This window comes from Shimia sp. NS0008-38b (genome assembly GCF_040370365.1).
In the GTDB taxonomy this organism is placed as follows: Bacteria; Pseudomonadota; Alphaproteobacteria; order Rhodobacterales; family Rhodobacteraceae; genus Shimia.
Window position 1 is genome coordinate 359,680 of the sequence record NZ_BAABWQ010000003.1, and the last position, 23,389, is coordinate 383,068.

Here is a 23,389-nt window from a genome sequence, read left to right on the forward strand (position 1 = left end):
TGCGTGTTTCCTATCGGAAACGTCGCTTTTGCGCCACCTCCGTTTCTTACCGACCGCTACAGGTTTTTCATGACCGATCTCTTGCGCCTGCACTATGCCCCAGACAACGCGTCGCTGATCATTCGATTGGCGCTGGAAGAGTTGCATTTGCCATATGAAACCATCTTGGTGGATCGCAAACAAAACGCGCACAACTCAGCCGCTTTTCGCGCCATTAACCCTGCAGGCAAAATACCCGCCTTAGAAACACCTTTTGGAGTGATGTTTGAGACCGCAGCGATCTTGCTGTGGTTGGCGGACAGCCATAAGGCGCTTGCCCCTCCCCCCGACAGCCCGGACCGGCCGCACTTTCTGAAATGGCTGTTTTACGTGTCAAACACGCTGCACGCCAATCTTCGGATGACATTCTATCCGTCGCAATACATCCCCGACGCCCCCGAGGCCGCGCCTGCGCTCACTGCGGGTGCCCGCGCCAACGTGCTACAGGGGCTCACGCTGATGGAGGCTGTGGCTGGCGCTGGTCACGACTGGTGCAACGGCAAAACACCCTCAGCACTGGATCTCTATATGGCTGCATTGATGCGCTGGATGGCGCTCTACCCCAATGACAGCACCGATTGGTTTGTTATCTCAGAGTGGCCAAACCTTTTACATATGGCCGCCCGTTTGCAGGCGCGCGCCAGCGTGACCGCGCTCTGTGCTGCTGAAGGTATGTCTGCGCACCCGTTTACCCAACCAAAGCCCCCACACCCCCCTGAAGGATCGGCGATCTAACCATGTTTCTTTCCGTCTTTGACATGTTCAAAGTGGGCGTCGGCCCCTCCTCTTCCCACACGATGGGCCCTATGGTCGCCGCCGCGCGCTTCCTAGACCTGTTGCGAAGCTCCCCTTTCGAAGCCCATGGACTGCGTGCCACATTACATGGATCTCTGGCTTTCACGGGCGTCGGTCACGCCACAGACCGAGCGACCATTTTGGGCCTCGCAGGCTTTATGCCGGACAGCTACGACCACGCCAAAGCAGAGATTGCGCTGCAAAAAATTCGCGACTCCCAAATGGTGACCCCGGAGGGCCTGCCTGCACTGCGGTTTGATCTGCACGAAGATCTCAAATTTGACTTCGGCCCCAATCTACCCGGCCATGCCAATGGTATGATCCTTATGGCAACTGACGCGCAGGGCGACGTGATCCTGCAGGAAACCTACTATTCCATTGGTGGCGGCTTTGTCCTCACAGAGGCTGAGCTGTCTGATGGCAAAGACACAGATGACGGCGCGCCGGTGCCCTACCCCTTCAAGACCGCCGCCGAGATGCTGGAAATGGCCGAGCACTCGGGAAAGTCAATTGCGCAGATGAAGCACGCCAATGAAATCGCCCGTGGCTGCTCTGACAGCCTGTCGCGTGGTTGTGCGCGTCTGTGGCAGGTGATGAATGACTGCATCGAGCGCGGACTGACCACCGATGGCACCTTGCCCGGTGGTTTGAATGTGCGCCGCCGCGCCAAGGGCATCCATGACGCACTGCAGGCGGAACGTGGCATGAACCTCAACGCACCGCACACCATCAACGATTGGATGAGTGCTTATGCCATGGCGGTGAACGAGGAGAACGCAGCCGGTGGCCAAGTGGTCACCGCCCCCACCAATGGGGCCGCAGGTGTGATGCCGGCGGTGATCCGCTATTGGATTGATCATGTCCCTGGCGCAACAGCGTCTCGGATTGACGAGTTCTTGCTGACGGCCGCCGCGATTGGCGGGTTGGTCAAATTCAACGCCTCCATCTCAGGTGCCGAAGCTGGCTGTCAGGCCGAAGTTGGGTCCGCGGCAGCGATGGCCGCAGCCGGGCTTTGCGCTGTGATGGGCGGCACCCCGGCGCAGGTTGAAAACGCTGCGGAGATCGCGCTTGAACACCATTTGGGCATGACGTGTGATCCGGTAAAAGGGCTCGTGCAAGTGCCCTGTATAGAACGCAATGGGCTTGGCGCCATCAAAGCGGTGTCCGCAGCCTCTCTTGCCCTTAGAGGGGACGGCCAACATTTTGTTCCGCTCGACTCGGTGATTGAAACCATGCGCCAAACCGGGGCAGATATGCATGAGAAGTACAAAGAGACTTCGCTGGGTGGCCTCGCAGTGAACGTGCCCAACTGTTAAATTGGCTGCGTCTTGGCCTTTGTATACTGAGACCCAATCAAGCCTGATGCGCGTGCTTTAGGGCTGAGCAAAAACACAGCCATCAGAGATCAACTCCGGCGGGGTTTGGCACAAGGCACGAGCGACTTGAAACGCAGCCAACACTTTGGGCACATAAGCGCGCGTTTCTGCAAAAGGCGGCACACCACTGTGTTCGGTCACCGCGTTCTCGCCCGCATTGTATCCGGCAAGAACCAGAATGGGGTCCCCGTCAAACTTTTCCATCAAAAAATCTAAGAATTTCGCGCCGCCGGAAATGTTGTCCACCCCGTCAAACACGTCTTCCACACCAAAACGCGCAGCCGTCGCGGGCATAAGCTGCATCAGCCCCTGCGCGCCTGCACCGCTCTTGGCGTCCACTTGCCCACCGGATTCCACCGCAATCACCGCCAAGATCAGCGCAGGGGACACCTGCTTGCCGATTGTCGCAATCAGAATGTCCGTGCCGTGTTCTTGCGCAATGCTGCGCAGTGTTGACAGTCGAGGTGTTGCCAAACGCTTGCCCTCTGGCGGATTGGACAAGCGCTGAAGTGCTGGCTCAAGCCGTCCCGGCCCGCTGGCGCCTAGGTCCGGAGAAATCTCGTTCCAAAACCACCCAACTGGCAGCGGCGCTGTTGTGTTTCCGTCGGCGCCCACTGCATTGTCCTCAGCAAGGTCAACAGCATCCGGAGACACGGCTTCTATTTGAACCGTGATGCGCTTGCTCTGCCCAGGTTTGGGCGGCGTCACGCGCTTGGCAGAGAAATCCGCGAACGGCTTTGGACCATCGGCCATCACAACCGAGGCCCCTGCGAAACCCAACATACAACACAGCGCCAGACGACCTGCGATTGATAAAGCAACCATATGTGTAATCCTGCTCGGACCCATTTTTTTAAGAGTTTCGCAGATTTGGCTGCAACAGGCCAGTTTTAGCCCTTCTAACCCGAGAAATTCGTTGCGATTCGTCCGCCTCAACGCCCCGCTCAGCATTAAGGTTAACAAAATTTTTCATTTTAAAATGTTTATTTTCAACGGCTTAAGCCACAAAATCCAACATTTTGCATTTGATCCAAAATCGAACCACTTGCGCCCAATTCCCGCCCCATTCCGAAAGGATATTGCATCCATACCAAGTCGGGCTGGCACGAGAGAGACACGCCAAAAGGTCTGACAGGGTGGCACAAACACATTGATCCTTTGGAGGGACACATCATGATCAAGTTCATCAAGAACTTCCGTAAAGACGAAGCTGGCGCCGTAACTGTTGACTGGGTTGTTCTGACCGCAGCCGTTGTTGGCCTGGCCGTAGCAGCTTTCACTGCAATCGAATCCACAACCGGCACGCTGACAACCGAAGCTGCTGTGGCTCTGAACGGTGCAGACGCAACAACTACTGCAATCGCAACCGAGTAATTTCGGCTGATCTCATGAACGGGCGCGGCCCATATCGCGCCGCCCTGTTTGTCTGACACATCTATTTTGGAGACTACCAATGATCAAATTCATCAAAAACTTCCGCAAAGACGAAGCTGGCGCCGTAACTGTTGACTGGGTTGTTCTGACTGCAGCCGTTGTTGGCCTGGCCGTAGCAGCTTTCACTGCAATCGAATCCACAACCGGCACGCTGACAACCGAAGCTGCTGTGGCTCTGAACGGTGCAGACGCAACAACTACTGCAATCGCAACCGAGTAATTTCGGCTGATCTCATGAACGGGCGCGGCCCATATCGCGCCGCCCTGTTTGTCTGACACATCTATTTTGGAGACTACCAATGATCAAATTCATCAAAAACTTCCGCAAAGACGAAGCTGGCGCCGTAACTGTTGACTGGGTTGTTCTGACTGCAGCCGTTGTTGGCCTGGCCGTAGCAGCTTTCACTGCAATCGAATCCACAACCGGCACGCTGACAACTGAAGCTGCTGTGGCTCTGAACGGTGCAGACGCAACAACTACTGCGATCGCAACCGAGTAATTTCGGCTGAATCGACCGAAGGGGCGCAGATACAGTGCCCCTTCGTCCTTATGGAGAGTCTGCCTCCGCCCCTAGTACTGGAGAACGCCATGAAAACGTTCATCACAAATTTCCGCAAAGACGAAGCTGGTGCCGTCACCGTAGATTGGGTCGTACTGACCGCCGGTGTTGTTGGTTTGGCCGTTGCTGCATTTGCTGCCATTGAATCTGTTGCTGACGCACCTGTGACTGCCGCTGCGATCACTTTGAACACGGCTGACGCGAGCAGTTCGGCAATCGCTACTGAGTAACGCTTGCACGTTATGCATTGCGCACCAACGGGCGTCCTTCACAGGTCGCCCGTTTGTCGTTTGCGCTCTCAAGAATTGTCGTGTTTGGCCATGAAAGCAGCCACACGCCTCCCTCAATTTGCCACATTTGCACGGCAGATTGTCAGATGAGCAACGCCCGGCTCGATATGTGAGTCGGGGTAGAAAATGAGGTGGAACCCATGCGTGCTATATTTGCAGCTGTTTTGCTGATTGGATTGGGGATCGCAGGATTCTCTGTCTACATGGCGCAGAACTACATCAAAGAACAGGAACGCAAGGCCGAGTTGGCGCGCGCAAACAGCGCCCCTGCCATTGAACTGGTGGACGGCTTTATCGTGTCACGCCAAATCAAGTTCGGCGAAAAACTCGAATTGAAAGACGTGCGTCGGGTCAAATGGCCCAAGGCGGCAATGCCCGAGGGCATGTTCACCGACGCTGATGTGTTGTTCCCGGACGGTAACAATATTCAACGTGTGGTACTGCGTACGATGGAAAAGGGCGAGCTGTTGATTGCTGCCAAAACCACCGAACCGGGCCAAGAGGCGGGGATTTCCTCGCGGCTGCAAGCTGGCGAACGCGCCTTCACCGTCAAAGTGGATGTTACCAGTGGTGTGTCAGGCCTGTTGCGGCCGGGTGATCGTGTGGATGTTTACTGGACCGGACGCGTTGAAAATGACAAATCCAAACGTGGCGAGTTCACAAAGCTGATCCAGCCAAACGTGAAGCTGATCGCGGTTGACCAATCCGTCAACGAAGAGATGGAAGGCCGCGGTATCGCCCGCACAGTCACGGTTGCCGTCGCGTCCCAAGAGGTTCCTGCATTGAACTTTGCGCAAAGCTCTGGCCGTTTGTCCCTGTCCTTGGTGGGCGCGGGCGACGAGACAGTGGCTGCGGTGATCGAGGTTGATCAGAAGTCACTGCTCGGGTTGGTGGACGCGCCTCTAGCGGTTGAGGAAAAGATCGTTCAGGTCGAGCAGCCCAAGGTCTGCACCATCAAGAACCGCAAGGGCGGCCAGGTGATAGAAATTCCGATCCCCTGCACCAATTGAGTTGGCTTTGGCCACCCATAGACAAAATATGTCACACTTATCAAAAAAGGCGTCCGGGTACGGGCGCCTTTGTTTTGTTAAGGAAACACCCGCAATCGTCGCGCCATGTGACCGAAGGCACACATCGACGCAGATCAAAATAGCGCTCAAAACCTTTGATTCTTGCAATAATTCTGCATTTGGCGCAGAGTGTCGGGAAATGTGGGCAAAAGATCCACGAACCGAGGCGTGATCGAGAGGCAGGTCACAATGATTATGAGACGATTGTTTGGGGCGGCCCTGTTGGGCGTCGCCGTTGGGGTTTTGCCGGTACTGGCACCCTCTTCCGTTGCGGAAAGCCTAAGGGTTGTGCGCAGTGGTACTTCTTCCACACTGGGGGTTCCGATGAACCGCGCGGTGGTGGTGGAAAGTGAAGTTCCCTTTGCGGAGCTCTCGATTGCCAACCCGGCGATTGCGGATATTTCTTCGTTGTCAGATCGCACGATCTACGTGTTGGGGAAAGCGCCCGGCATGACGACGCTGACGCTGTTGGACGCCACTGGCAAACTCATTACAAATGTAGAAGTACGGGTTGCCCCGGATCTGACCGAATTCAAGGAACGATTGAAGCAGATCTTACCAACTGAAACCATTGAAGTGCGCACCGCCAATGACGGCATCGTACTTTCTGGTACTGTGTCCTCGGCGCAGCGCCTAGATCGAGCATTGGACCTAGCTGAACGCTATGCACCTGAGCGAGTGTCCAATCTCATGGTGGTTGGTGGCATCCAGCAAGTCACCTTGAAAGTGCGCTTTGCAGAAATGCAGCGTAGCGTTTCCAAGGCCCTCACCACAGATTTTGAAATCTCTAATGGCTCCGATCGGATCTCAACTGGTTTCTTCAACCAAATTCCCGATGACGATGGCAACCGCTTCTTAAACGCCGATACCCGGGGCGCCGGCTTCTTCAACTTGAACGCCGGTGCGTTTGAGATCAATCTGATGCTGCAAGCGCTGGAAACCAAAGGTATGGTTCGCACCTTGGCAGAGCCGAACCTGACGGCATTGTCTGGTCAGGAAGCGAAATTCTTGGCCGGCGGCGAATATCCAATTCCCGTCGCACAGGATGACGGCAACATCTCCGTTGAGTTCAAACCCTTTGGTGTCGAGCTGAATTTCATTCCACGTGTTGTGGATGGCGATCTGATCAACCTCGAATTGGCCACAGCAGTTTCGGCGCTGGACCCAGCAAACGGCTTTACCAACGGTTCCCTGAACATCGCCGCCTTTACCCGCCGCGAAACGGCCACAACTGTGGAATTGCGCGACGGCGAAAGTTTTGCGATTTCCGGTTTGCTGCAGGACGATTTCCTTGACAACAACTCGCAGGTTCCGTGGCTTGGCGATGTACCAGTCCTGGGCACATTGTTTCGCAGCGCGGACTACGAACGTTCCCAATCAGAGCTGGTCGTGATTATCACAGCGCACCTGGTAACGCCGACACGTGGCGAAGCACTGTCCTTGCCAACAGATCGCGTAAAACCGCCCAGCGAACAGGACTTGTTTTTGTTTGGCCACACCAGCTCTAACGCTAAAAAACAACGCGGCGCCGAAGGTGAAGTTGCCAAACATGACTTCACTGGCTCTTATGGCTATGTGATGGATTGAGGAAGGGACGTAAGATGATCAAGAAACTTGCCGCTCTTTCAGTTCTGCTGATCTCCGCCTGTTCAGATGGCGACGGTAATGTCGTGCCATCTTGGGTGCGTGAATCCGGGTCAGTCGTGGACTCTGGCACCTTTGGTGAAGCCAATATCAACAATCTTGGCATTCAAAACGGCGACCGCAGCTATGTTCTGAGCCTCGCAAACCGGTTTGCTGAAGAAGTGCCCAATATGGTGAACTTCGACTTCGACAGCGCGACGTTGGATGAAAACTCTCGTGCAGTGCTGCGTCAACAGGCCAATTGGATTCGCGAATTCCCGGAAGTCCGTTTCAAAGTGTACGGTCACACCGATTCCGTGGGCTCCAATGGCTACAACAAATCGCTTGGCTTGCGCCGGGCGCAAGCTGTTGTCTCCTATCTGGGGTCTCAGGGCATTTCGCGTGATCGTCTGGAAGCCGTTGTCTCTTTGGGCAAAACCCAGCCGCTGATTGTCACCCAAGGTCGGGAACGCAAAAACCGCCGCACGGTGACTGAAGTCACCGGGTTTGTCTCGGGCCATCCTAATATTTTGGATGGAAAATATGCCGCGATCATCTATCGCGACTACGTGAACAGCGCCCAAGCAAAAACCGGCCTCGAAGGGTTAGCACTGGGCGGTGGCAGCGAATAGACGCCCTAAAAGCCATTTTCTTTCAATGCGATAAAAAAGGCCGACCCAAGGGTCGGCTTTTTTTATGCGCACGAAACACTTCTTCTGAGTGCCGGAGATCGTCGCACAATACCGCACAATTTCGGCTTTTTGGCCCCAATGTTGCCCAAGTTAAGGGTGATGTTCATTCCTGAGGCAAAGTGTGTTGGGTCGGAAAACGACCGATGCTGGTTCCTTTCTGGATCACGCCTTCTCGAGGTGGGCACCTCTGCACAAAAATACGCGCCTTAGGCGCAAGAGTAACTAGAGGCTGAATATGAGTAGCGAAGCGTTGCAGACAGATCAGAGTCGGATCCTGGCATGTACCGTATGCCGGGATGTGCAGAATTTTGAGCTGTTGATCGTGGATATGGAAGAGGCACTTGGGGAGCAATGGGGCGATCTGGGCTTAGAAGATGCACTCCCGTTCATGGAGCAACCCGACGCCGAACACCTGGAATTCATTGCGCTTGCGATCGATGATCTGGACGAAGATTCCCTTGATGATCTGACTGAGATCATCACGGAAGCCCGCAACCGCAACATTCGCACCTTGTTGATTGCAGAGGACGTTACGCCTGCTTCCCTGCATCACCTGTTGCGCCACGGTGCAGACGAATTTATCCCCTACCCTCTCCCGCCGGGTGAATTGCAAGCTGCCATCGAAAAGATGCGGAAATCTGCAACCACCCCAGAATCCGCGCCGAACGCCAAAGTAAAATTGGCCGCTGGCGGTGAGTCACGTGAAGGTGTGCTGATCGCGGTGCATGGTCTGGCCGGCGGCACCGGCGCAACAACGCTGGCGACCAACCTCGGCTGGGAACTGGCAACAATCACCAAAACACCACCAAGCGTGTGTGTGTTGGATCTGGATTTACAGTTTGGCACCGTCTCGACCTATCTTGACCTGCCGCGTCCGGAATCAGTTTTTGAGCTGATCACCGACACAGAAAGCATGGACAGCGAGAGTTTTGGGCAGGCGCTACAGACCTATGAAGACACATTGCATGTGTTGACAGCGCCGTCTGACATCATTCCGCTGGATTTGGTGACACCAGAAGACATCGAGCGCGTCCTCGAAATGGCACGCAAACATTATGACTACGTGATTGTCGATATGCCGTCGACGCTGGTGCAGTGGTCCGAAGTGGTCCTGCAAGCGGCCCATGTGTATTTCGCAACCATGGAAATCGACATGCGCTCGGCCCAAAACGCAATGCGCCTGAAACGTGCACTACAAGCCGAAGACTTGCCGTTTGAAAAGTTGCGGTACGTGATGAACCGCGCGCCCAAATTTACCGATTTGTCCGGAAAAAGCCGTGTCAAAAGACTGGCTGAGAGCCTCGGCATTTCGATCGATCTGCATCTACCGGACGGTGGGAAACAGGTGCCGCAAGCCTCTGACCATGGCCAACCTCTCGCTGTCGCAGCGGCCAAAAGCCCATTGCGCAAAGAAATCGCCAAACTCGCACACAGCCTGCATGCGTTGGATCAATCCGACGACCAAGCCGCTTAATAAGGGACCCGCCATATGTTCTCGCGTTACAAGAAAACAGATGCCAGCCCCGCGGAAGCGGTGGCACAGAAAGCCGTAAAAGCCGCGCCACAAAAGGCGGCCAAGCCGGCACCTTCTGCCCCTGCGCCTGAACCGAAGAAGGTCATGCGTCGTCCCGTGTCAAAAGTGTCCGCCATCGCGGCCACTGGCGACAAAGAGCGGCGCCGCAAGGAGCGCTTGGGCGAAATCAAGCTCGAGCTGCACCGTGAACTGCTCGACAATCTCAACCTGGCGGCGTTGGAAAAGGCCTCTGAACGGGAGCTCCGCACAGAAATCACAGCCATTGCGTCAGAAGTCTTGCAGGACAAAGCGATTGTTCTGAACCGAGAAGAGCGCACCACGCTCTTCCAAGAGCTGTATGACGAAGTGACAGGCCTGGGCCCGCTTGAAGCGCTGCTGCAGGATGAAACCGTCAACGATATTTTGGTTAACGGCCCCAAGCAGATTTTTGTGGAACGCGAAGGTAAGCTTGAGATCAGCGACATCGTCTTCAAAGACGAAAAGCACCTGCTGCGGATTATCGACAAAATCGTCTCAGCCGTTGGCCGTCGTGTCGATGAATCCAACCCCTATGTGGATGCGCGCTTGGCCGATGGTTCACGCTTTAACGCCATGGTGTCACCCATCGCAGTGGACGGCTCGCTGGTATCAATTCGTAAGTTCAAAAAGGACAAACTGGGCATTGATGATCTGGTGCGTTTTGGTGCGTTCTCAGAAGAAATGGCGGCTTATTTGCAAGCTGCGGTCGCCACGCGGCTGAACGTGATCGTGTCGGGTGGTACCGGCTCCGGTAAAACCACCACGCTCAACGCACTGTCAGCTTTTATTGCGAACGAAGAACGCATCCTCACAATTGAGGATACTGCGGAACTTCAACTGCAACAGACTCACGTAGGCCGGATGGAAAGCCGCCCCCCCAACGTGGAGGGCAAAGGTGAAGTGTCCCCGCGCGACTGTCTCAAAAACGCGCTGCGGATGCGTCCGGACCGCATCATTGTGGGTGAGACCCGTGGTGAGGAAGTGATCGACATGTTGCAGGCCATGAACACCGGCCACGACGGTTCTATGACCACGATCCACGCCAACAACGCACGTGATGGTATCAGCCGTCTTGAAAACATGATCGCCATGGCGGGAATTGAGATGCCACTTAAAGCTGTGCGCTCACAAATCTCTTCAGCTGTGAACCTGATTGTGCAGGCGTCGCGCTTGCAGGATGGCTCCCGGCGCATGACCTCCATCACCGAGATCACCGGTATGGAAGGAGATGTGATTTCTATGCAGGAAATCTTCCGGTTTCAGCGCACCGGCCTAACGCCGGAAAACAAAATCATTGGCCACTTCACGGCCACAGGTGTGCGGTCACACTTCTCAGAGCGGTTTCGCCTCTGGGGTTACGATTTGCCGCCTGAAATTTACGAACCGTCTGCGGGGTAACAGACATGCCATTTTCTCCCGAACTCATCGTCTATGTCCTAATTTTTGTCGGCGTCTTTGTGTTGGTCGAAGGGGCGTATCTGACGGTATTTGGCAAATCCATCAGCCTGAACAACCGCGTGAACCGTCGGTTGGACATGCTCGACAAAGGTGCCAAACGCGAAGAAGTACTAGAGCAGCTTCGCAAAGAATTGAGCCAGCACGGCGAAAACCGCGGCATTCCGCTGTATTCGATGCTGGCCGAAAAGGCGCAAAAGGCGGCGATTGCCTTCAGCCCGCAACAGCTGATCATGATTATGGTCGCCGTCACAATTTTCGCGTTCTTGGGTCTGACGGTTGGCACCCAAACCGGTACAGTGACCCGTGCGGCGATCAGTGTGATGATGGGTGTTGGTGGCGTCTATACATGGGTGTCGTTCAAAGCCAACAAACGGATTTCACTGATCGAAGAACAGTTGCCGGACGCGATTGAATTGATGGTGCGCTCGCTGCGTGTAGGACACCCGTTTTCCGCCGCCATCCAGATTGTCTCCAAAGAAGTGGACGATCCCTTGGCCACCGAATTTGGCATGATCGCTGACGAAGCCGCCTATGGTCGTGACCTAGGTGAAGCGCTCAAAGACATGGCGGAGCGGCTGGATATGCAAGATTTGCGCTTTTTGTCTGTGGCCGTGACCATCCAACAACAATCCGGCGGTAACCTTGCGGAAATTCTCGCAGGGCTGTCCAAAGTGATCCGCGCCCGTTTCCGGCTGTTCCGCCGAGTGCGCGCCATCACGGCAGAGGCGAAATGGTCCGGTAAATTCCTGTCCGGCTTCCCGATCATGGCGTTGATTGCCATCAATGTGATGGATCCAAACTACTACGACGAGGTGAAAGACCACTGGCTCTATATTCCCGGCTGTATTGCTGTGGGAATGTTCCTTGGTGTGAACCTCATCGTGATGAAAATTCTGACCAACATTAAAGTTTAAGGATATCCGACGATGACCACTATGGAAGCCCTAAACCTGATGTTGACCGATATCTTTGGTCCGCAAGGTCCTTTGATGGCAGTGCTGGTGCTTGGCGGTTTTTTTGCGCTGACACTGTTTGCGATCATGGCAGCACGCAAAGATGACCCGATTGAGAAGTTCAAACGCAGCCAGTCAGGCAAGAGCCTGAAAACAAATGGCAAAGATGACAAACTACGTCGCAAGGCTGCCAACGCCAAGCTCGACAAATACAAAGCCTTCCTTGAGCCTCAAACTGAAGAGGAACTCAGCTCAGTACGCTTACGCCTAATGCAGGCCGGGTACCCGTCACGCGACGCGGTGCGCGCTTACTATCTGGCGCAGATGGTGCTGGGTGTCGGGTTGCTGATCGTCGGCGTGAGCTACTTCATATTCGTGAAACAAACCCCTGAATCCACCACGTCTGACATGCTGATGTGGACCTTGGGACCCGGTGGTGCAGGCTACTTCCTGCCCAAGTATTGGGTGACCCGCCGCGTTGAAGAGCGCAAAGAAGAGATCACAGCAGGGTTTCCAGACAGTTTGGACATGATGTTGGTGTGCGTGGAAGCTGGACAATCGCTTGACCAGTCCATTGTCCGCGTGGCGAACGAATTGCATGCCTCCTACCCTGCACTGGCACACGAGTTTGACATCGTCGCGCAAGAGATGAAGGCTGGTAAGGACAAATCACAGGTTCTGTCAGACATGGGGGAACGCTGCGGCGTTCAGGATGTATCCTCATTTGTGACTGTGCTGATCCAATCGGCCACCTTTGGGACCTCGATTGCGGAAGCACTCCGGGTTTATGCCGGTGAGATGCGCGACAAACGGGTCATGCGCGCCGAAGAAGCCGCAAACAAGTTGCCAACAAAGATGACTTTGGCCACTATGATGCTGACTGTGCCGCCGTTGTTGATCATTCTGGTCAGCCCCTCCGTGATCGGGATCACTTCGCTCGGCCAGTGAGGCAAAAAAACGAGCGACAAGCGATCCACCAATGACACGAGTGCGGGCCTTCGCCCTGACAACTTGCATCCTTATTTTGGCCGCCTGCGACACAGGCGGCCTCTCTGCGCCCAAGGACTCTCCTTTCGCACCTGATGTTGACCGATCACAGGCGGCTGTTGACGGGCTGGTTGTGGGCTGGCGTCTTTTGGAGGCTGGCGAAACCGAATTGGCGATGGATGCCTTTGTGCGTGCCGCTGTCACCCACGGCCGCACGCCAGAAGTGCTTGCCGCCGTGGGCAGCGCCAATTTGGCACTAGGACGGTTGGGGCAAGCTGAAGAACTCCTACGGGAGTCCCTTGAGTTGGATGACAGCCATGCAGAGACTTGGAACAACCTTGGAGTTGTGCTGATGGAGAAAGGCGCCCTGCCCGAAGCGGAACTGGTTCTTGAGAAGGCGTATGCGCTGGACAACGGCGAAAGTGACGCAATTCGTGATAATTTGCGCTTAGCACTCGCAAAATCGAATCATCCCGGCTATGGTGACGAAAAACCACAAGAATATAAGTTGGTGCGACGGGGCAGTAGTGATTATCTCATCCGGCCGACACCATAATTGAGAGCACGAGCAGTAAAGGACGCAAACATGCGCCATCCTGTGTTTGGGACAATTTGTTTGGTGGGCTTGGTCGCAATGACCGCCTGCGCAGACAAAGGAGACGAAAGCGTTGAACGCGCCATTCAGGACGTGAACGCATTGGATGAAGCCAACCTGTCTGACGTTATGTTGACGGTGGCTGATCCAAACGAAGGTGTTTCGTATTTTCAGCGGACATTGAAAGGCAATCCTGACCGGCTAGATGTCCAGCGAGGACTGGCAATTTCTTATGTGCGTGCAAAGCGCTACACGGAAGCTGTGCCAGCTTGGGAACGTGTGGCAAAGCACACCGACAGCACTGCCAACGATCTTGTGGATCTTGCGGATGCACAAATACGTGCGGGTCAGTGGGACGAAGCTGAGAAGACGCTGGATGGCATCCCGCCGACTCATGAGACATTCAAGCGCTACCGTCTTGAGGCCATGATTGCAGACAGCAATCAGGAATGGAGCAACGCGGACAGTTTCTATCAAACCGCTGTTGGTCTGACAACACGGCCTGCCGGGGTTATGAACAACTGGGGATATTCCAAACTGACCCGCGGTGACTATGCCGAGGCTGAGCGTTTGTTTGGTGACGCCATCCGTCAAGACAGCACATTGTTCACGGCCAAAAACAACATGGTTTTGGCGCGCGGCGCCCAACGCAAGTACACATTGCCAGTGGTCCCAATGGTGCAAACCGAACGTGCCCAGCTGTTGCACACCTTGGCATTGTCGGCGATCAAACAAGGCGACACGGAAATCGGAAAAGTTCTGCTGCGCGACGCAGTTGAAACACATCCGCAGCACTTTGAAGCCGCAGTGCGTGCGCTCAACGCGCTCGAAAACTCCTAAGGTCTGATCCTATGCAGGTGTCCGCCACCTTCGCCCTGTGGTCGCTGATCTTTGCGTTGCCTCTCTGCGTTTACATCTTCTGGATGGACATGAAGCACAAGAAAATCAGCAACCTGTCTGTATGGGCGCTGTTTGCTGTATTTGTCGCTATCGGCCTGATAACGCTGCCATTTGTTGATTTCGCCTGGCGATTTGCCAACTACGCGGTGGTGTTTGCCGTTCTGCTGCTGATGTGGATGCTGCGCCAAGTTGGTGCAGGTGATGTAAAAATGGCCGCTGTTGCTGCCTTGTTTGTGGACCGTGCTGACACGAGCTCCATGCTGTTCATCACATTTGGCTCCGTGCTCGCGGCGGTTCTCGTCACTTTGCTTGTGCGCAACAGTCCGCTGCGCAATCTGGCACCAGATTGGGCCGCGTGGCGGCTGAAAGCGTCCGAAAACACGATCAATGTTGGCAAGGGCGATCAAATAACCCTGCCGATGGGCACCGGTATTGGCCTCGCGCTCTGTACGTACCTGCTTTTGGGCGCCCTCTACGGCACGTAAATTCCAGCTTCACGCTGATGGCCCGTTGCGGCCCCAAAACCGCCACCTTTTGACTGTCTAACAGCTCCAAACAGACCGGGGTCGTTGTGCGCCCCCATCAGGAGTGTTGCGTTTATGAATATGCAAACAGCCAACGTGATGGCCCCACCCGCGCCCAAACGGCTCGAGGAGATGCTTCTTCCTCCGGTGATGATGCGGGACATTCTGCTAAAGACCATCTTTCGCAAAAATATCGATATGGTCACGGATATTGCCAAGGCAGTCTGCCTGCCGATCGCAGTGACCCAGCAACTTGTAGACATGGCACGCGAGCAGAAATTGCTTGAGGCAACCGGCACCCTGAATGCAAACAGCGGCAACGAGATGGGCTATCAGCTTACCGATGCAGGCAAATCCCGTGCACAGGATGCGTTGGCGCAATCCGAATACTTCGGCGCGATGCCTGTGCCCTTGGAGGTGTACCGCGAACAGGTAAAACGCCAATCTATTCGCAACATCCAAATCACCCGCGATCAGTTGACGAACGCCATGGGGCACCTGATCTTGCCACCCGATTTGCTGGGCCAATTGGGCCCCGCCGTGGGCTCTGGCCGCTCAATCCTGATGTATGGCCCCCCTGGCAACGGTAAGTCTTCAATCTCCAACGGCATTCGTGACGCCATGGGTGACAAAGTCTATGTGCCGCACGCCATCGAATATGCTGGCCAAGTCATCACAGTTTACGACCCGATTGTGCACTCCGCCGCCGAAGGCGATGAGCAGGATATGAACAGCTTGCGACGCACCGCGCGCTTTGACAGCCGCTACGTGAAATGTGACCGCCCCACCGTGATCACCGGCGGTGAACTGTCGCTGAGCATGCTGGATTTGGTCTACAACCCAACGGCGCGCACCTATCAGGCCCCGCTTCAGCTCAAATCCACCGGTGGTATTTTTATCGTGGACGACCTTGGCCGCCAAGCAGAGCCACCGCAGTCTTTGGTCAACCGTTGGATCGTACCATTGGAAGAAAGCAAAGACATTCTCGCGCTACAATCCGGCGAGAAGTTTGAGGTGCCTTTTGACACGTTGGTGATTTTCTCCACAAACTTCCACCCCAACGAAATCTTTGACCAAGCCGCCTTGCGCCGGATTTTCTACAAAATCAAAATTGATGGCCCAAGTCAGGAAAACTTCCTAAAAATCTTCGCGCTTGTGGCCAAGAAGAAAGGTCTACCGCTGGATGAGGCTTCTCTGATCCATTTGCTAAAGACAAAATACCCAACCATCGACAATACCTATGCCAACTACCAACCGGTATTTTTGATCGACCAGATCATTTCAATCTGTGAGTTTGAGGGGATCCCCTACCAAATGCGTCCAGACTTGGTCGATCGCGCTTGGGCGAACATGTTTGTAAAAGACGAACACATCGTGAAGTAAAACAACTGGCGCTGACAAAACTATAACGTGTGCGCGTCTGTGTCATTCCAACTGATAGAAAGTGCCTTTGTTTGGGGAGCGCGATGCGTGGCGAGCGGAGCAAAGCCCCTTCCCATTTCTGCCACGCGCCCCTACATCTGCAGCATGTCTCCATTTGCCCATATCGTCGCGGTACCAGTCCGTGCCTACCGCTTGATCTTCAGCCCGTGGGTTGGCTTCAACTGTCGCTATCAACCAACCTGTTCAGCTTATGCGCTGGAAGCATTGGAGAAACACGGCGCGCTCAAAGGCGGCTGGCTTACCCTGCGCCGCATCGGCCGGTGCCATCCCCTCGGCAGCAGCGGATATGATCCGGTTCCAGAACCAAAAACAGAAGATCAGTCCTAGCGCCCCTGCGATGCAGTATCCCTTGCTATCGCTGAGAGTGTTCTGGACAGCCACACGCCTCAGGACTACCGTAGCCCCATCATTTTAGTGACGGAGCTCTTTATGCGTTTTTCCAATATTCTCACCTTCACATTGTCGCTTTCTCTGGGTGCAACTGCTGCATTTGCAGATAAATTTGTCGGCTACGGCGCCATCGAGGGATGGAACGTATATGTCGACACAGAAAAGAAATCCTGCCTTGTCGAAACCAAAGACGATTTTGACAATGTTATTCAAATGGGGCTGACCGATGATCGCGCCATTGGCTACATTGGCATCTTCACCAAGGCCAAAACCGACATCAAAAAGGGTGACAAATCCGGTGTGGCGCTGGTGATTGGCGATGATCTCTATGTCGGCGAGGCCACTGGCATGCGCGGCAATATCACCAAAGGATACAGTGGTGGTTATGTTCTGACCGACAATCCAAAGGTTTTTGAGGACATTCGCCGCGCGTATACGATGACTGTCTTTCCGGAAACAAAATTCTCATTCACCGTGGATTTGAGCGGAACAGCAAAGGCACTGGATCTGGCACGGGAGTGCAACAAAGAACAAGTGCAGTAAACACTGCTGAACTCTTGTAATGTCTGGCGTCCGTACTTTGGGTACGGGCGCTTTTTTGTGCGTGGTCTTCCCGGTGACATGCCGCTCCACTTGCCGTCACATCCCGTTGGTCTGGCTCACGCCTATCCCCTTGCTTTTCTTCCGGCCTCTTTGCGCTCTCGCCCACCCGCTCAGAACAAAAATTCAGCCGTTTGCTCTCTAAGTGGGATATAATGCAACACATCAAAAAGCAGTGCTTGCGACGCACCACCATCCTGTGGATATCCTTGGGGATAGATTGACCTATGCAAACCACTCTGCGTAAGGCGGCATATGCTAGACGACTTGAACGACATACACCCGCTGTTTCACAACGCCCCTTCTTCTTCTAATTTCAAGAAGTTGCGTAAAAGAATCGTGCGTCAAACCCGCGAGGCCATTGAGCAGTACGGCATGATCGAACGGGGGACCCGATGGTTGGTCTGCCTTTCGGGAGGTAAGGATTCCTATACTTTGCTCGCTGTCCTGCACGAATTGAAATGGCGTGGATTGCTGCCTGTGGATATCTTGGCCTGTAACTTGGATCAGGGCCAACCGGGGTTCCCCGCAACTGTGTTGCCAGAGTTTCTGGAACACATGCAGGTCGAGCACCGCATCGAATACCAAGACACCTATTCGATAGTGAAAGATAAAGTGCCCGCGGGCCGGACATATTGCGCTTTGTGCTCCCGCCTGCGTCGCGGCAACCTCTACCGCATCGCGCGCGAGGAAGGCTGTAGCGCCGTGGTTCTGGGACATCATCGCGATGACATCCTTGAGACCTTTTTTATGAACCTGTTTCACGGCGGGCGCTTGGCAACCATGCCGCCCAAACTGGTGAACGAGGAAGGCGATTTGTTTGTGTACCGCCCCCTCGCACATGTCGCAGAGGCGGATTGCGAGAAATTCGCCAAGGCCATGAACTACCCGATCATTCCCTGCGATCTTTGCGGGTCACAGGATGGGTTGCAGCGCCAGCAAGTGAAACAAATCTTGGATCAGTGGGAAGCCAACAGTCCGGGGCGTAGACAAGTGATGTTCAAAGCGCTGACCAACATTCGCCCCAGCCATATGATGGATCCGAAGTTGTTCGATTTCGCCGGGTTGATGCGAGACTCTGTAAAATTTGAGCAAAACTCCGAAGCTATTCCGAAGTTGCGTTAACGAGTCACTTAACAAATTCAATGACACTATACTGAGATTAATGCCGCACGGGACACCTCATATGCAGTCGCGATTGGAACCGCTCCTGACCACGATACGGGCTTTTTTGAGCCAGGAATCGGCGTTGCGGCGCGCGGTACCTTTGCTTATTCCCGCGATTTCGCTTGGTGCATGGTTTGCCTTTGGCGAAGTTGGACTCTTGGTGTGTGCCTTCTTGCTACCTCTGCCGTTCCTGATGACCACCTCATTTATGACCGGCACACGTCGGCGCGCGCGCAATGAGGTGGATGGCCTGACTGGTTTGCTGACCCCTGCTGGATTTGAACGCCAGATGCAGGAGAAAATGGCAACGCTCGACGAGGATGGGCGCACAACAGCGTGCTTCTCGATCAAAATTGATAATTTCGCCCGTTTGCGCGAAAATCATGGTGATCAGGCTGCAGAAGAGGTTCTGCGCTATGTCGCGGACAGGTTGAAAAACGCCTTGCGCGGCGGTGATTTGATTTCTCGGGCTGGCGACGCAGCATTTTCGGTCGCGCTCGATCCCATTGCGCACTTTGATATCGAAAGCGGCATTCAGATGGCGACACGCTTTCAGACCGCGATCGAGGAGCCCATTCCACTGCAAATGGCTTCGATCTATGTCACATGTTCGATTGGGTTCTGCTTGTCTTCCCGACTGAATCGTCCCAGCGCCACAGCGATGATACAGGCCGCTGATATGGCAATGTGTGAGGCACAGTTGACGGGTGACAGCAACATCCGGGCCTACTCCACCGACATGGGCCGCAAAGTAATTTCTCGGCGCAAAACCCAAAGCGAAGCAGCGCGCACGCTTCAACGCGACCAAATCCGCGCTTGGTTTCAGCCACAGGTCTCCACGGACACCGGCCAAGTCACAGGCTTTGAAGCTCTGGCGCGCTGGGAGCATCCAGAGCGTGGCATCCTTGCCCCAGTTCAATTCCTCGAAGTGCTGCACCAAACTGGTCAGATGGGGCAGTTGGCCGATCTGATGTTGCGCCAATCGCTTGATGCGGTGCGCGCATGGGATGACGCCGGGTTCTCCGTGCCGATGGTCGGTGTGAATTTTGCAGGAGAAGAACTGCGCAGTCCCACGCTGGTCGAACGTATCCAATGGGAGCTTGACCGCACCGAATTGGAGGCAAATCGCCTGGGAATCGAAGTCTTGGAAAGCGTCGTCGCTGGGACACCGGATGATATGGTTGTGCGCAACGTCGAAGCTGTGAATGCCATGGGCTGCTCTATAGATTTGGACGACTTTGGCACTGGCCATGCGTCAATTTCATCCATTCGCCGCCTTCCTGTGAAGCGTATCAAGATCGACCGTTCGTTTGTCACCAACATCGATCGCGATCCAGATCAACAACGCATGATTGCCGCCATCGTGACCATGGCTGAACGTTTGGGCCTTGAAACACTGGCTGAAGGTGTTGAAAACCCTGCGGAACATGCAATGCTGGCGCAACTTGGCTGCTCACACGTTCAGGGGTTTGGCATTGCCCGCCCCATGCCGTTCCACGAGACACTGAAGTGGATGAAGGCCCATCAAGAAAAAATCGGCCCTGCTCTTCAGATTGGCCAAAAACCGCGCTGATCTACTCCGTGTTGCGCCTTTTTGCGCGCTCTTCTACCAGCTCAGCGGGCAACGTCTTGCTGCCTTTGCCGCGTTTGCGGTCGAATCCCCTTGACCTTTGGTCGCCACCTCTGTTGAACCTCCCCAACGTTTCAACGACAGATGGCTTGCGGCAATGGACGATCAAAACAAAAACCTCATTCTCGCAACGGCGCTCAGCTTTGGCGTCATCCTGGTTTGGTTTTATTTTTTTCCGCCACCCGAAGTTGCTCAAGACCCCAACGCGCCCGAGGTCACCGCAAGCTCTGAAGCCCCAACGGCAACTTCGAGCCCGGCTCTGTCAACCGCGGATGCCTCAACCTCTGCTGTAGAAACCTCCGTTGCAACCGACGCACCGCGTGTTGACATCGCAACAGATCGCGTCTCCGGCACGATCTCTCTGCTGGGCGGTCGCATCGACGATCTGAAGCTCAACGACTATCGCGAAACGCTCGAAGATGGCTCTCCAATTGTGACGCTTCTGTCGCCCAATGGTGAACCAAATGCGTATTACGCGCTGTATGGCTGGGCACCTGGCGCAGGTCTGACGCTTGACCAAGTGCCTGGCTCCAACACACTTTGGTCTGTGGAAAGTGGCGACACACTCACCACCACCGCCCCTGTTGTGCTGGCATGGGACAATGGCGCAGGCCTGACATTCCGCCGCACGATTTCTGTGGATGACAATTTTATGTTCTCTGTGGAGCAATCTGTGGAAAACACCGGTGCGGGCACTGTGTCGCTGGCGCCTTATGGCGTGCTCGCGCGCTATGGTGAGCCGCAGGATCTGAAGAACTTCTTCATCCTGCACGAAGGTATGATCTCTATGGCCGACGGTGAGCTCACCGAGACGTCATATGATAAGATGACCGACTACATCTTCGAGCCGCGCGAAGGCGCCTTGGCTGAGGTGACACAGGTTGAAACCAATGGATGGGTCGGCTTCACCGATCACTATTGGATGGCCACCCTGATCCCAGGCGGCGACGCAGGCTTCAAATCAGTCGCCAAATATGACGCCACACGCGACATCTACCAAACCGAAGCGGTCATGCGCACGTTGACCGTCGCGCAGGGCGAAACTGCGGCAGCATCAAGCCAGCTGTTTGCTGGTGCCAAAGAATGGGCCACCATTCGCGCCTATCAAAACAATGGCGGTGTTGAAGGCTTCGTTGAATCCATCGACTGGGGGTGGTTCTCCTTCCTGACCAAGCCGATCTTTGCACTTCTGCATTGGCTCAACGGGTTTATCGGCAACATGGGTTGGGCCATCATTGGTCTGACAGTGATCCTGAAAATCATCGTCTTCCCGCTGGCCTATAAATCTTATGCCTCTATGGCGAAGATGAAAGAGCTTCAGCCGAAAATGGAGAAGCTGAAAGAAGAAGCTGGTGACGATCGCCAGAAGGTGCAGCAAGCCATGATGGAGCTGTACAAGAAGGAAAAGGTCAATCCGGCGGCGGGCTGTCTGCCGATCCTGATCCAAATCCCAATCTTCTTCTCACTCTACAAAGTGATCTTCGTCACGCTGGAACTGCGTCACGCCCCGTGGATTGGGTGGATCACCGACCTTTCCATGCCGGACCCCAGTTCGATCATCAACCTGTTTGGCCTGCTGCCATTTGCAGTGCCAGAGCTTGGATTCTTTGAAATCCTCAGCCTTGGCATCCTGCCAATCCTGCTGGGCATCTCGATGTGGTTGCAGCAGAAACTGAACCCGGCCCCCACCGATCCGACACAGCAAATGATCTTTGCTTGGATGCCTTGGGTTTTCATGTTCATGCTCGGCAGCTTTGCCTCTGGCCTTGTGGTGTACTGGATCACCAACAACGTGATCACCTTCATCCAACAGTACGCGATCATGCGACAGCACGGGTACAAGCCGGATGTCTTTGGCAACATAAAATCGAGCTTCAATAAGAAGAAAAAGTCCGAGGAGGACGCCAAGTAATGGGCACTGTTGCAGCTCTTTGGCGGCACCCAATTAAGGCCCACGGACGCGAGTCCGTGGGTCACATTTCTTTGGTCGAAGGTCAGACGTTCCCATGGGATCGCCGCTACGCTGTGGCCCATGAGGCCGCAAAAACCGAAGGCGGAGAATGGGCGTCTTGCCGCAATTTCTCGCGTGCTGCCGGCGCGCCATCATTGATGGCGATCACCGCCAAAGTAGACGAAGCCAGCAATAAGATCACATTGCAGCACCCCGATTTGTGGGATCTGACGCTTGATCCCAACACCCAAGGCGACAAGCTTATTGAGTGGGTCCGCCCGATCATGCCTGCTGATCGCGCGACCTCCGTGACATTGGTGCCCGCTGGCGAACATGGCATGACCGACAGCGCCTTCCCCTCAATTGCGATTCACACCACCGCCAGCCACCGCGCGCTGGAAGGCCGCATGGGGCAATCCCTGTCAACAGAGCGCTGGCGGGGCAACATCTGGCTTGACGGTTTTGCGCCTTGGGAAGAATTCGACTGGCTCGGCAAAACACTTCGGATCGGAACCACTGAGATCGAAATACGTGAACGTATCACGCGTTGCATGGCCACCACGTCCAACCCTGATACCGGCAAACGCGACGCCGACACGATCGGCACGTTGAACGAGGCCTTTGGTCATCAGGACTTTGGTGTCTACGGTGTGGTGACAAAATCCGGTGATATCGCCGTTGGCGACACAGCAGAGGTGCTTTGATGCAACTTCCATTCCCATTTGTTGACGATCCCGAAGCCTTTGCAATGGAACGCGGCCGCAAACTGTTTGACGGCAGCAATTCCGAATTCCTCAAAGGTGTTGTTGCCATGGACGGTCTGCCCGATGGCGACCGGATCGAGGTCTGTTTTGCCGGACGTTCCAATGTCGGGAAATCTACGCTGATAAATGCGCTGACAGGCCGCACACGATTGGCGCGGGCTTCCAACACACCGGGCCGTACGCAAGAAATCAACTTCTTCACGCTGACCGAAAGCCACTACCTTGTCGATTTGCCCGGCTATGGCTACGCCAACGCACCTCTGGCGGTGGTGGAGAAGTGGCAGAGATTGCTCAAACGATACTTGTCTGGCCGCGCAAACTTGCGTCGTGCATTTGTTTTGATCGATAGCCGCCACGGTGTGAAAGATGTGGACGAAGAGATCATGTCTTTGCTGGACAGCTCTGCGGTTACCTTTCAGGTTGTGATGACCAAAGCCGATAAGGTGAAAGACAAAGATCGTCAGAAAGTGTTCGACCAAGTGCGCAAGAAACTCGCCACACACCCCGCTGCCTACCCAGAGATGGTTCTGACCAGCTCCGAGAAAGGTGAAGGCATTGGCACCCTGCGCGCGATCATCGCAGGTCTCGAATAGATT

General features: G+C 54.8%; 25 protein-coding genes. 24 read left to right on the forward strand and 1 reads right to left on the reverse strand.

Features of this window, described 5'->3' with window-relative positions:
• Positions 1 to 69: 69 nt before the first annotated feature.
• Together ABWV47_RS13810 and ABWV47_RS13815 are read left to right on the forward strand one after the other, a co-directional pair.
• Complete coding sequence (locus tag ABWV47_RS13810) at positions 70 to 774, forward strand: glutathione S-transferase family protein (RefSeq protein ID WP_353312770.1); 705 nt, start codon at positions 70 to 72, stop codon at positions 772 to 774.
• A gap of 2 nt (positions 775 to 776) precedes the next feature.
• Positions 777 to 2,150, forward strand: coding sequence for an L-serine ammonia-lyase (locus ABWV47_RS13815; protein ID WP_353312772.1), 1,374 nt, complete (start codon positions 777 to 779; stop codon positions 2,148 to 2,150).
• A gap of 57 nt (positions 2,151 to 2,207) precedes the next feature.
• On the opposite strand, the gene ABWV47_RS13820 is transcribed toward ABWV47_RS13815, so the two are convergent.
• Complete coding sequence (locus ABWV47_RS13820; protein ID WP_502959707.1) at positions 2,208 to 3,035, reverse strand: lytic transglycosylase domain-containing protein; 828 nt, start codon at positions 3,033 to 3,035, stop codon at positions 2,208 to 2,210.
• A 348-nt stretch (positions 3,036 to 3,383) separates the two neighbouring features.
• Here ABWV47_RS13820 and ABWV47_RS13825 point away from each other — a divergent pair, with 348 nt between their 5' ends.
• The 22 genes from ABWV47_RS13825 (at position 3,384) to yihA (ending at position 23,386) form a co-directional block, all read left to right on the forward strand.
• The gene (locus ABWV47_RS13825; RefSeq protein WP_353312774.1) at positions 3,384 to 3,584 is read left to right on the forward strand and encodes a hypothetical protein; all 201 of its coding nucleotides are present in this window, start codon (positions 3,384 to 3,386) and stop codon (positions 3,582 to 3,584) included.
• Between the two features lie 79 nt (positions 3,585 to 3,663).
• Positions 3,664 to 3,864 carry a hypothetical protein gene (locus ABWV47_RS13830; protein WP_353312774.1) on the forward strand — a complete coding sequence of 67 codons (201 nt, stop codon included), beginning with the start codon at positions 3,664 to 3,666 and terminating at the stop codon, positions 3,862 to 3,864.
• A 79-nt stretch (positions 3,865 to 3,943) separates the two neighbouring features.
• Positions 3,944 to 4,144 (forward strand): hypothetical protein, encoded by a 201-nt coding sequence (locus ABWV47_RS13835; RefSeq protein ID WP_353312774.1) that lies wholly within the window; start codon positions 3,944 to 3,946, stop codon positions 4,142 to 4,144.
• An 89-nt stretch (positions 4,145 to 4,233) separates the two neighbouring features.
• Positions 4,234 to 4,434: a hypothetical protein gene (locus tag ABWV47_RS13840; RefSeq protein ID WP_353312776.1), complete on the forward strand. Its 201-nt coding sequence runs from the start codon at positions 4,234 to 4,236 to the stop codon at positions 4,432 to 4,434.
• 200 nt (positions 4,435 to 4,634) lie between these two features.
• Positions 4,635 to 5,504: a Flp pilus assembly protein CpaB gene (gene cpaB, locus ABWV47_RS13845; RefSeq protein WP_353312778.1), complete on the forward strand. Its 870-nt coding sequence runs from the start codon at positions 4,635 to 4,637 to the stop codon at positions 5,502 to 5,504.
• Between the two features lie 249 nt (positions 5,505 to 5,753).
• On the forward strand, positions 5,754 to 7,151 hold the full coding sequence (locus ABWV47_RS13850; RefSeq protein WP_353312780.1) for a type II and III secretion system protein family protein: 1,398 nt from the start codon (positions 5,754 to 5,756) through the stop codon (positions 7,149 to 7,151).
• A gap of 14 nt (positions 7,152 to 7,165) precedes the next feature.
• Positions 7,166 to 7,819 (forward strand): OmpA family protein, encoded by a 654-nt coding sequence (locus ABWV47_RS13855; protein WP_353312782.1) that lies wholly within the window; start codon positions 7,166 to 7,168, stop codon positions 7,817 to 7,819.
• Positions 7,820 to 8,114: 295 nt separating this feature from the next.
• Entirely contained in the window at positions 8,115 to 9,353 is a 1,239-nt protein-coding gene (locus tag ABWV47_RS13860) for a CpaE/TadZ family protein (RefSeq protein ID WP_353312784.1), read from the forward strand.
• 15 nt (positions 9,354 to 9,368) lie between these two features.
• Positions 9,369 to 10,829 carry a TadA family conjugal transfer-associated ATPase gene (locus ABWV47_RS13865; protein ID WP_353312787.1) on the forward strand — a complete coding sequence of 487 codons (1,461 nt, stop codon included), beginning with the start codon at positions 9,369 to 9,371 and terminating at the stop codon, positions 10,827 to 10,829.
• A gap of 5 nt (positions 10,830 to 10,834) precedes the next feature.
• A complete protein-coding gene (locus ABWV47_RS13870) occupies positions 10,835 to 11,803 on the forward strand; it encodes a type II secretion system F family protein (RefSeq protein WP_353312789.1) in 969 nt (322 codons plus the stop codon).
• A 12-nt stretch (positions 11,804 to 11,815) separates the two neighbouring features.
• Positions 11,816 to 12,790, forward strand: coding sequence for a type II secretion system F family protein (locus ABWV47_RS13875; protein WP_353312791.1), 975 nt, complete (start codon positions 11,816 to 11,818; stop codon positions 12,788 to 12,790).
• A 31-nt stretch (positions 12,791 to 12,821) separates the two neighbouring features.
• Entirely contained in the window at positions 12,822 to 13,385 is a 564-nt protein-coding gene (locus ABWV47_RS13880; protein WP_353312793.1) for a tetratricopeptide repeat protein, read from the forward strand.
• A 30-nt stretch (positions 13,386 to 13,415) separates the two neighbouring features.
• Positions 13,416 to 14,264: a tetratricopeptide repeat protein gene (locus ABWV47_RS13885; RefSeq protein ID WP_353312795.1), complete on the forward strand. Its 849-nt coding sequence runs from the start codon at positions 13,416 to 13,418 to the stop codon at positions 14,262 to 14,264.
• 11 nt (positions 14,265 to 14,275) lie between these two features.
• Positions 14,276 to 14,809 carry an A24 family peptidase gene (locus ABWV47_RS13890; RefSeq protein ID WP_353312797.1) on the forward strand — a complete coding sequence of 178 codons (534 nt, stop codon included), beginning with the start codon at positions 14,276 to 14,278 and terminating at the stop codon, positions 14,807 to 14,809.
• A gap of 114 nt (positions 14,810 to 14,923) precedes the next feature.
• A complete protein-coding gene (locus ABWV47_RS13895; RefSeq protein ID WP_353312799.1) occupies positions 14,924 to 16,231 on the forward strand; it encodes a DUF8689 domain-containing protein in 1,308 nt (435 codons plus the stop codon).
• A 144-nt stretch (positions 16,232 to 16,375) separates the two neighbouring features.
• Positions 16,376 to 16,618 (forward strand): membrane protein insertion efficiency factor YidD, encoded by a 243-nt coding sequence (yidD, locus tag ABWV47_RS13900; protein WP_353312801.1) that lies wholly within the window; start codon positions 16,376 to 16,378, stop codon positions 16,616 to 16,618.
• A gap of 102 nt (positions 16,619 to 16,720) precedes the next feature.
• Positions 16,721 to 17,224, forward strand: a complete 504-nt coding sequence (locus ABWV47_RS13905) for a hypothetical protein (protein ID WP_353312803.1) — start codon at positions 16,721 to 16,723, stop codon at positions 17,222 to 17,224.
• Between the two features lie 312 nt (positions 17,225 to 17,536).
• A complete protein-coding gene (gene ttcA, locus ABWV47_RS13910; RefSeq protein WP_353312805.1) occupies positions 17,537 to 18,406 on the forward strand; it encodes a tRNA 2-thiocytidine(32) synthetase TtcA in 870 nt (289 codons plus the stop codon).
• Positions 18,407 to 18,512: 106 nt separating this feature from the next.
• Complete coding sequence (locus ABWV47_RS13915) at positions 18,513 to 20,021, forward strand: putative bifunctional diguanylate cyclase/phosphodiesterase (protein WP_353312807.1); 1,509 nt, start codon at positions 18,513 to 18,515, stop codon at positions 20,019 to 20,021.
• Between the two features lie 154 nt (positions 20,022 to 20,175).
• Positions 20,176 to 21,990, forward strand: a complete 1,815-nt coding sequence (yidC, locus tag ABWV47_RS13920; RefSeq protein WP_353312809.1) for a membrane protein insertase YidC — start codon at positions 20,176 to 20,178, stop codon at positions 21,988 to 21,990.
• Positions 21,990 to 22,733, forward strand: a complete 744-nt coding sequence (locus ABWV47_RS13925) for an MOSC domain-containing protein (protein ID WP_353312811.1) — start codon at positions 21,990 to 21,992, stop codon at positions 22,731 to 22,733. Before yidC ends, ABWV47_RS13925 begins: the two co-directional genes overlap by 1 nt.
• A complete protein-coding gene (gene yihA, locus ABWV47_RS13930; protein WP_353312813.1) occupies positions 22,733 to 23,386 on the forward strand; it encodes a ribosome biogenesis GTP-binding protein YihA/YsxC in 654 nt (217 codons plus the stop codon). Before ABWV47_RS13925 ends, yihA begins: the two co-directional genes overlap by 1 nt.
• Positions 23,387 to 23,389: the final 3 nt, after the last annotated feature.

Excerpts from the sequence above, each read along its gene's own strand:
- ttcA (WP_353312805.1), top strand. The coding sequence starts at position 17,537 with ATGCTAGACGACTTGAACGACATACACCCGCTGTTTCACAACGCCCCT.
- ABWV47_RS13855 (WP_353312782.1), top strand. The coding sequence starts at position 7,166 with ATGATCAAGAAACTTGCCGCTCTTTCAGTTCTGCTGATCTCCGCCTGT.
- ABWV47_RS13925 (WP_353312811.1), top strand. The coding sequence starts at position 21,990 with ATGGGCACTGTTGCAGCTCTTTGGCGGCACCCAATTAAGGCCCACGGA.
- ABWV47_RS13890 (WP_353312797.1), top strand. The coding sequence starts at position 14,276 with ATGCAGGTGTCCGCCACCTTCGCCCTGTGGTCGCTGATCTTTGCGTTG.
- ABWV47_RS13870 (WP_353312789.1), top strand. The coding sequence starts at position 10,835 with ATGCCATTTTCTCCCGAACTCATCGTCTATGTCCTAATTTTTGTCGGC.
- ABWV47_RS13830 (WP_353312774.1), top strand. The coding sequence starts at position 3,664 with ATGATCAAATTCATCAAAAACTTCCGCAAAGACGAAGCTGGCGCCGTA.
- ABWV47_RS13825 (WP_353312774.1), top strand. The coding sequence starts at position 3,384 with ATGATCAAGTTCATCAAGAACTTCCGTAAAGACGAAGCTGGCGCCGTA.
- ABWV47_RS13905 (WP_353312803.1), top strand. The coding sequence starts at position 16,721 with ATGCGTTTTTCCAATATTCTCACCTTCACATTGTCGCTTTCTCTGGGT.
- ABWV47_RS13875 (WP_353312791.1), top strand. The coding sequence starts at position 11,816 with ATGACCACTATGGAAGCCCTAAACCTGATGTTGACCGATATCTTTGGT.
- ABWV47_RS13865 (WP_353312787.1), top strand. The coding sequence starts at position 9,369 with ATGTTCTCGCGTTACAAGAAAACAGATGCCAGCCCCGCGGAAGCGGTG.
- yidD (WP_353312801.1), top strand. The coding sequence starts at position 16,376 with ATGTCTCCATTTGCCCATATCGTCGCGGTACCAGTCCGTGCCTACCGC.
- ABWV47_RS13815 (WP_353312772.1), top strand. The coding sequence starts at position 777 with ATGTTTCTTTCCGTCTTTGACATGTTCAAAGTGGGCGTCGGCCCCTCC.
- ABWV47_RS13835 (WP_353312774.1), top strand. The coding sequence starts at position 3,944 with ATGATCAAATTCATCAAAAACTTCCGCAAAGACGAAGCTGGCGCCGTA.
- ABWV47_RS13820 (WP_502959707.1), bottom strand. The coding sequence starts at position 3,035 with ATGGTTGCTTTATCAATCGCAGGTCGTCTGGCGCTGTGTTGTATGTTG.
- cpaB (WP_353312778.1), top strand. The coding sequence starts at position 4,635 with ATGCGTGCTATATTTGCAGCTGTTTTGCTGATTGGATTGGGGATCGCA.
- ABWV47_RS13810 (WP_353312770.1), top strand. The coding sequence starts at position 70 with ATGACCGATCTCTTGCGCCTGCACTATGCCCCAGACAACGCGTCGCTG.
- ABWV47_RS13880 (WP_353312793.1), top strand. The coding sequence starts at position 12,822 with ATGACACGAGTGCGGGCCTTCGCCCTGACAACTTGCATCCTTATTTTG.
- ABWV47_RS13850 (WP_353312780.1), top strand. The coding sequence starts at position 5,754 with ATGATTATGAGACGATTGTTTGGGGCGGCCCTGTTGGGCGTCGCCGTT.
- ABWV47_RS13885 (WP_353312795.1), top strand. The coding sequence starts at position 13,416 with ATGCGCCATCCTGTGTTTGGGACAATTTGTTTGGTGGGCTTGGTCGCA.
- yidC (WP_353312809.1), top strand. The coding sequence starts at position 20,176 with ATGGACGATCAAAACAAAAACCTCATTCTCGCAACGGCGCTCAGCTTT.
- ABWV47_RS13860 (WP_353312784.1), top strand. The coding sequence starts at position 8,115 with ATGAGTAGCGAAGCGTTGCAGACAGATCAGAGTCGGATCCTGGCATGT.
- ABWV47_RS13895 (WP_353312799.1), top strand. The coding sequence starts at position 14,924 with ATGAATATGCAAACAGCCAACGTGATGGCCCCACCCGCGCCCAAACGG.
- ABWV47_RS13840 (WP_353312776.1), top strand. The coding sequence starts at position 4,234 with ATGAAAACGTTCATCACAAATTTCCGCAAAGACGAAGCTGGTGCCGTC.
- yihA (WP_353312813.1), top strand. The coding sequence starts at position 22,733 with ATGCAACTTCCATTCCCATTTGTTGACGATCCCGAAGCCTTTGCAATG.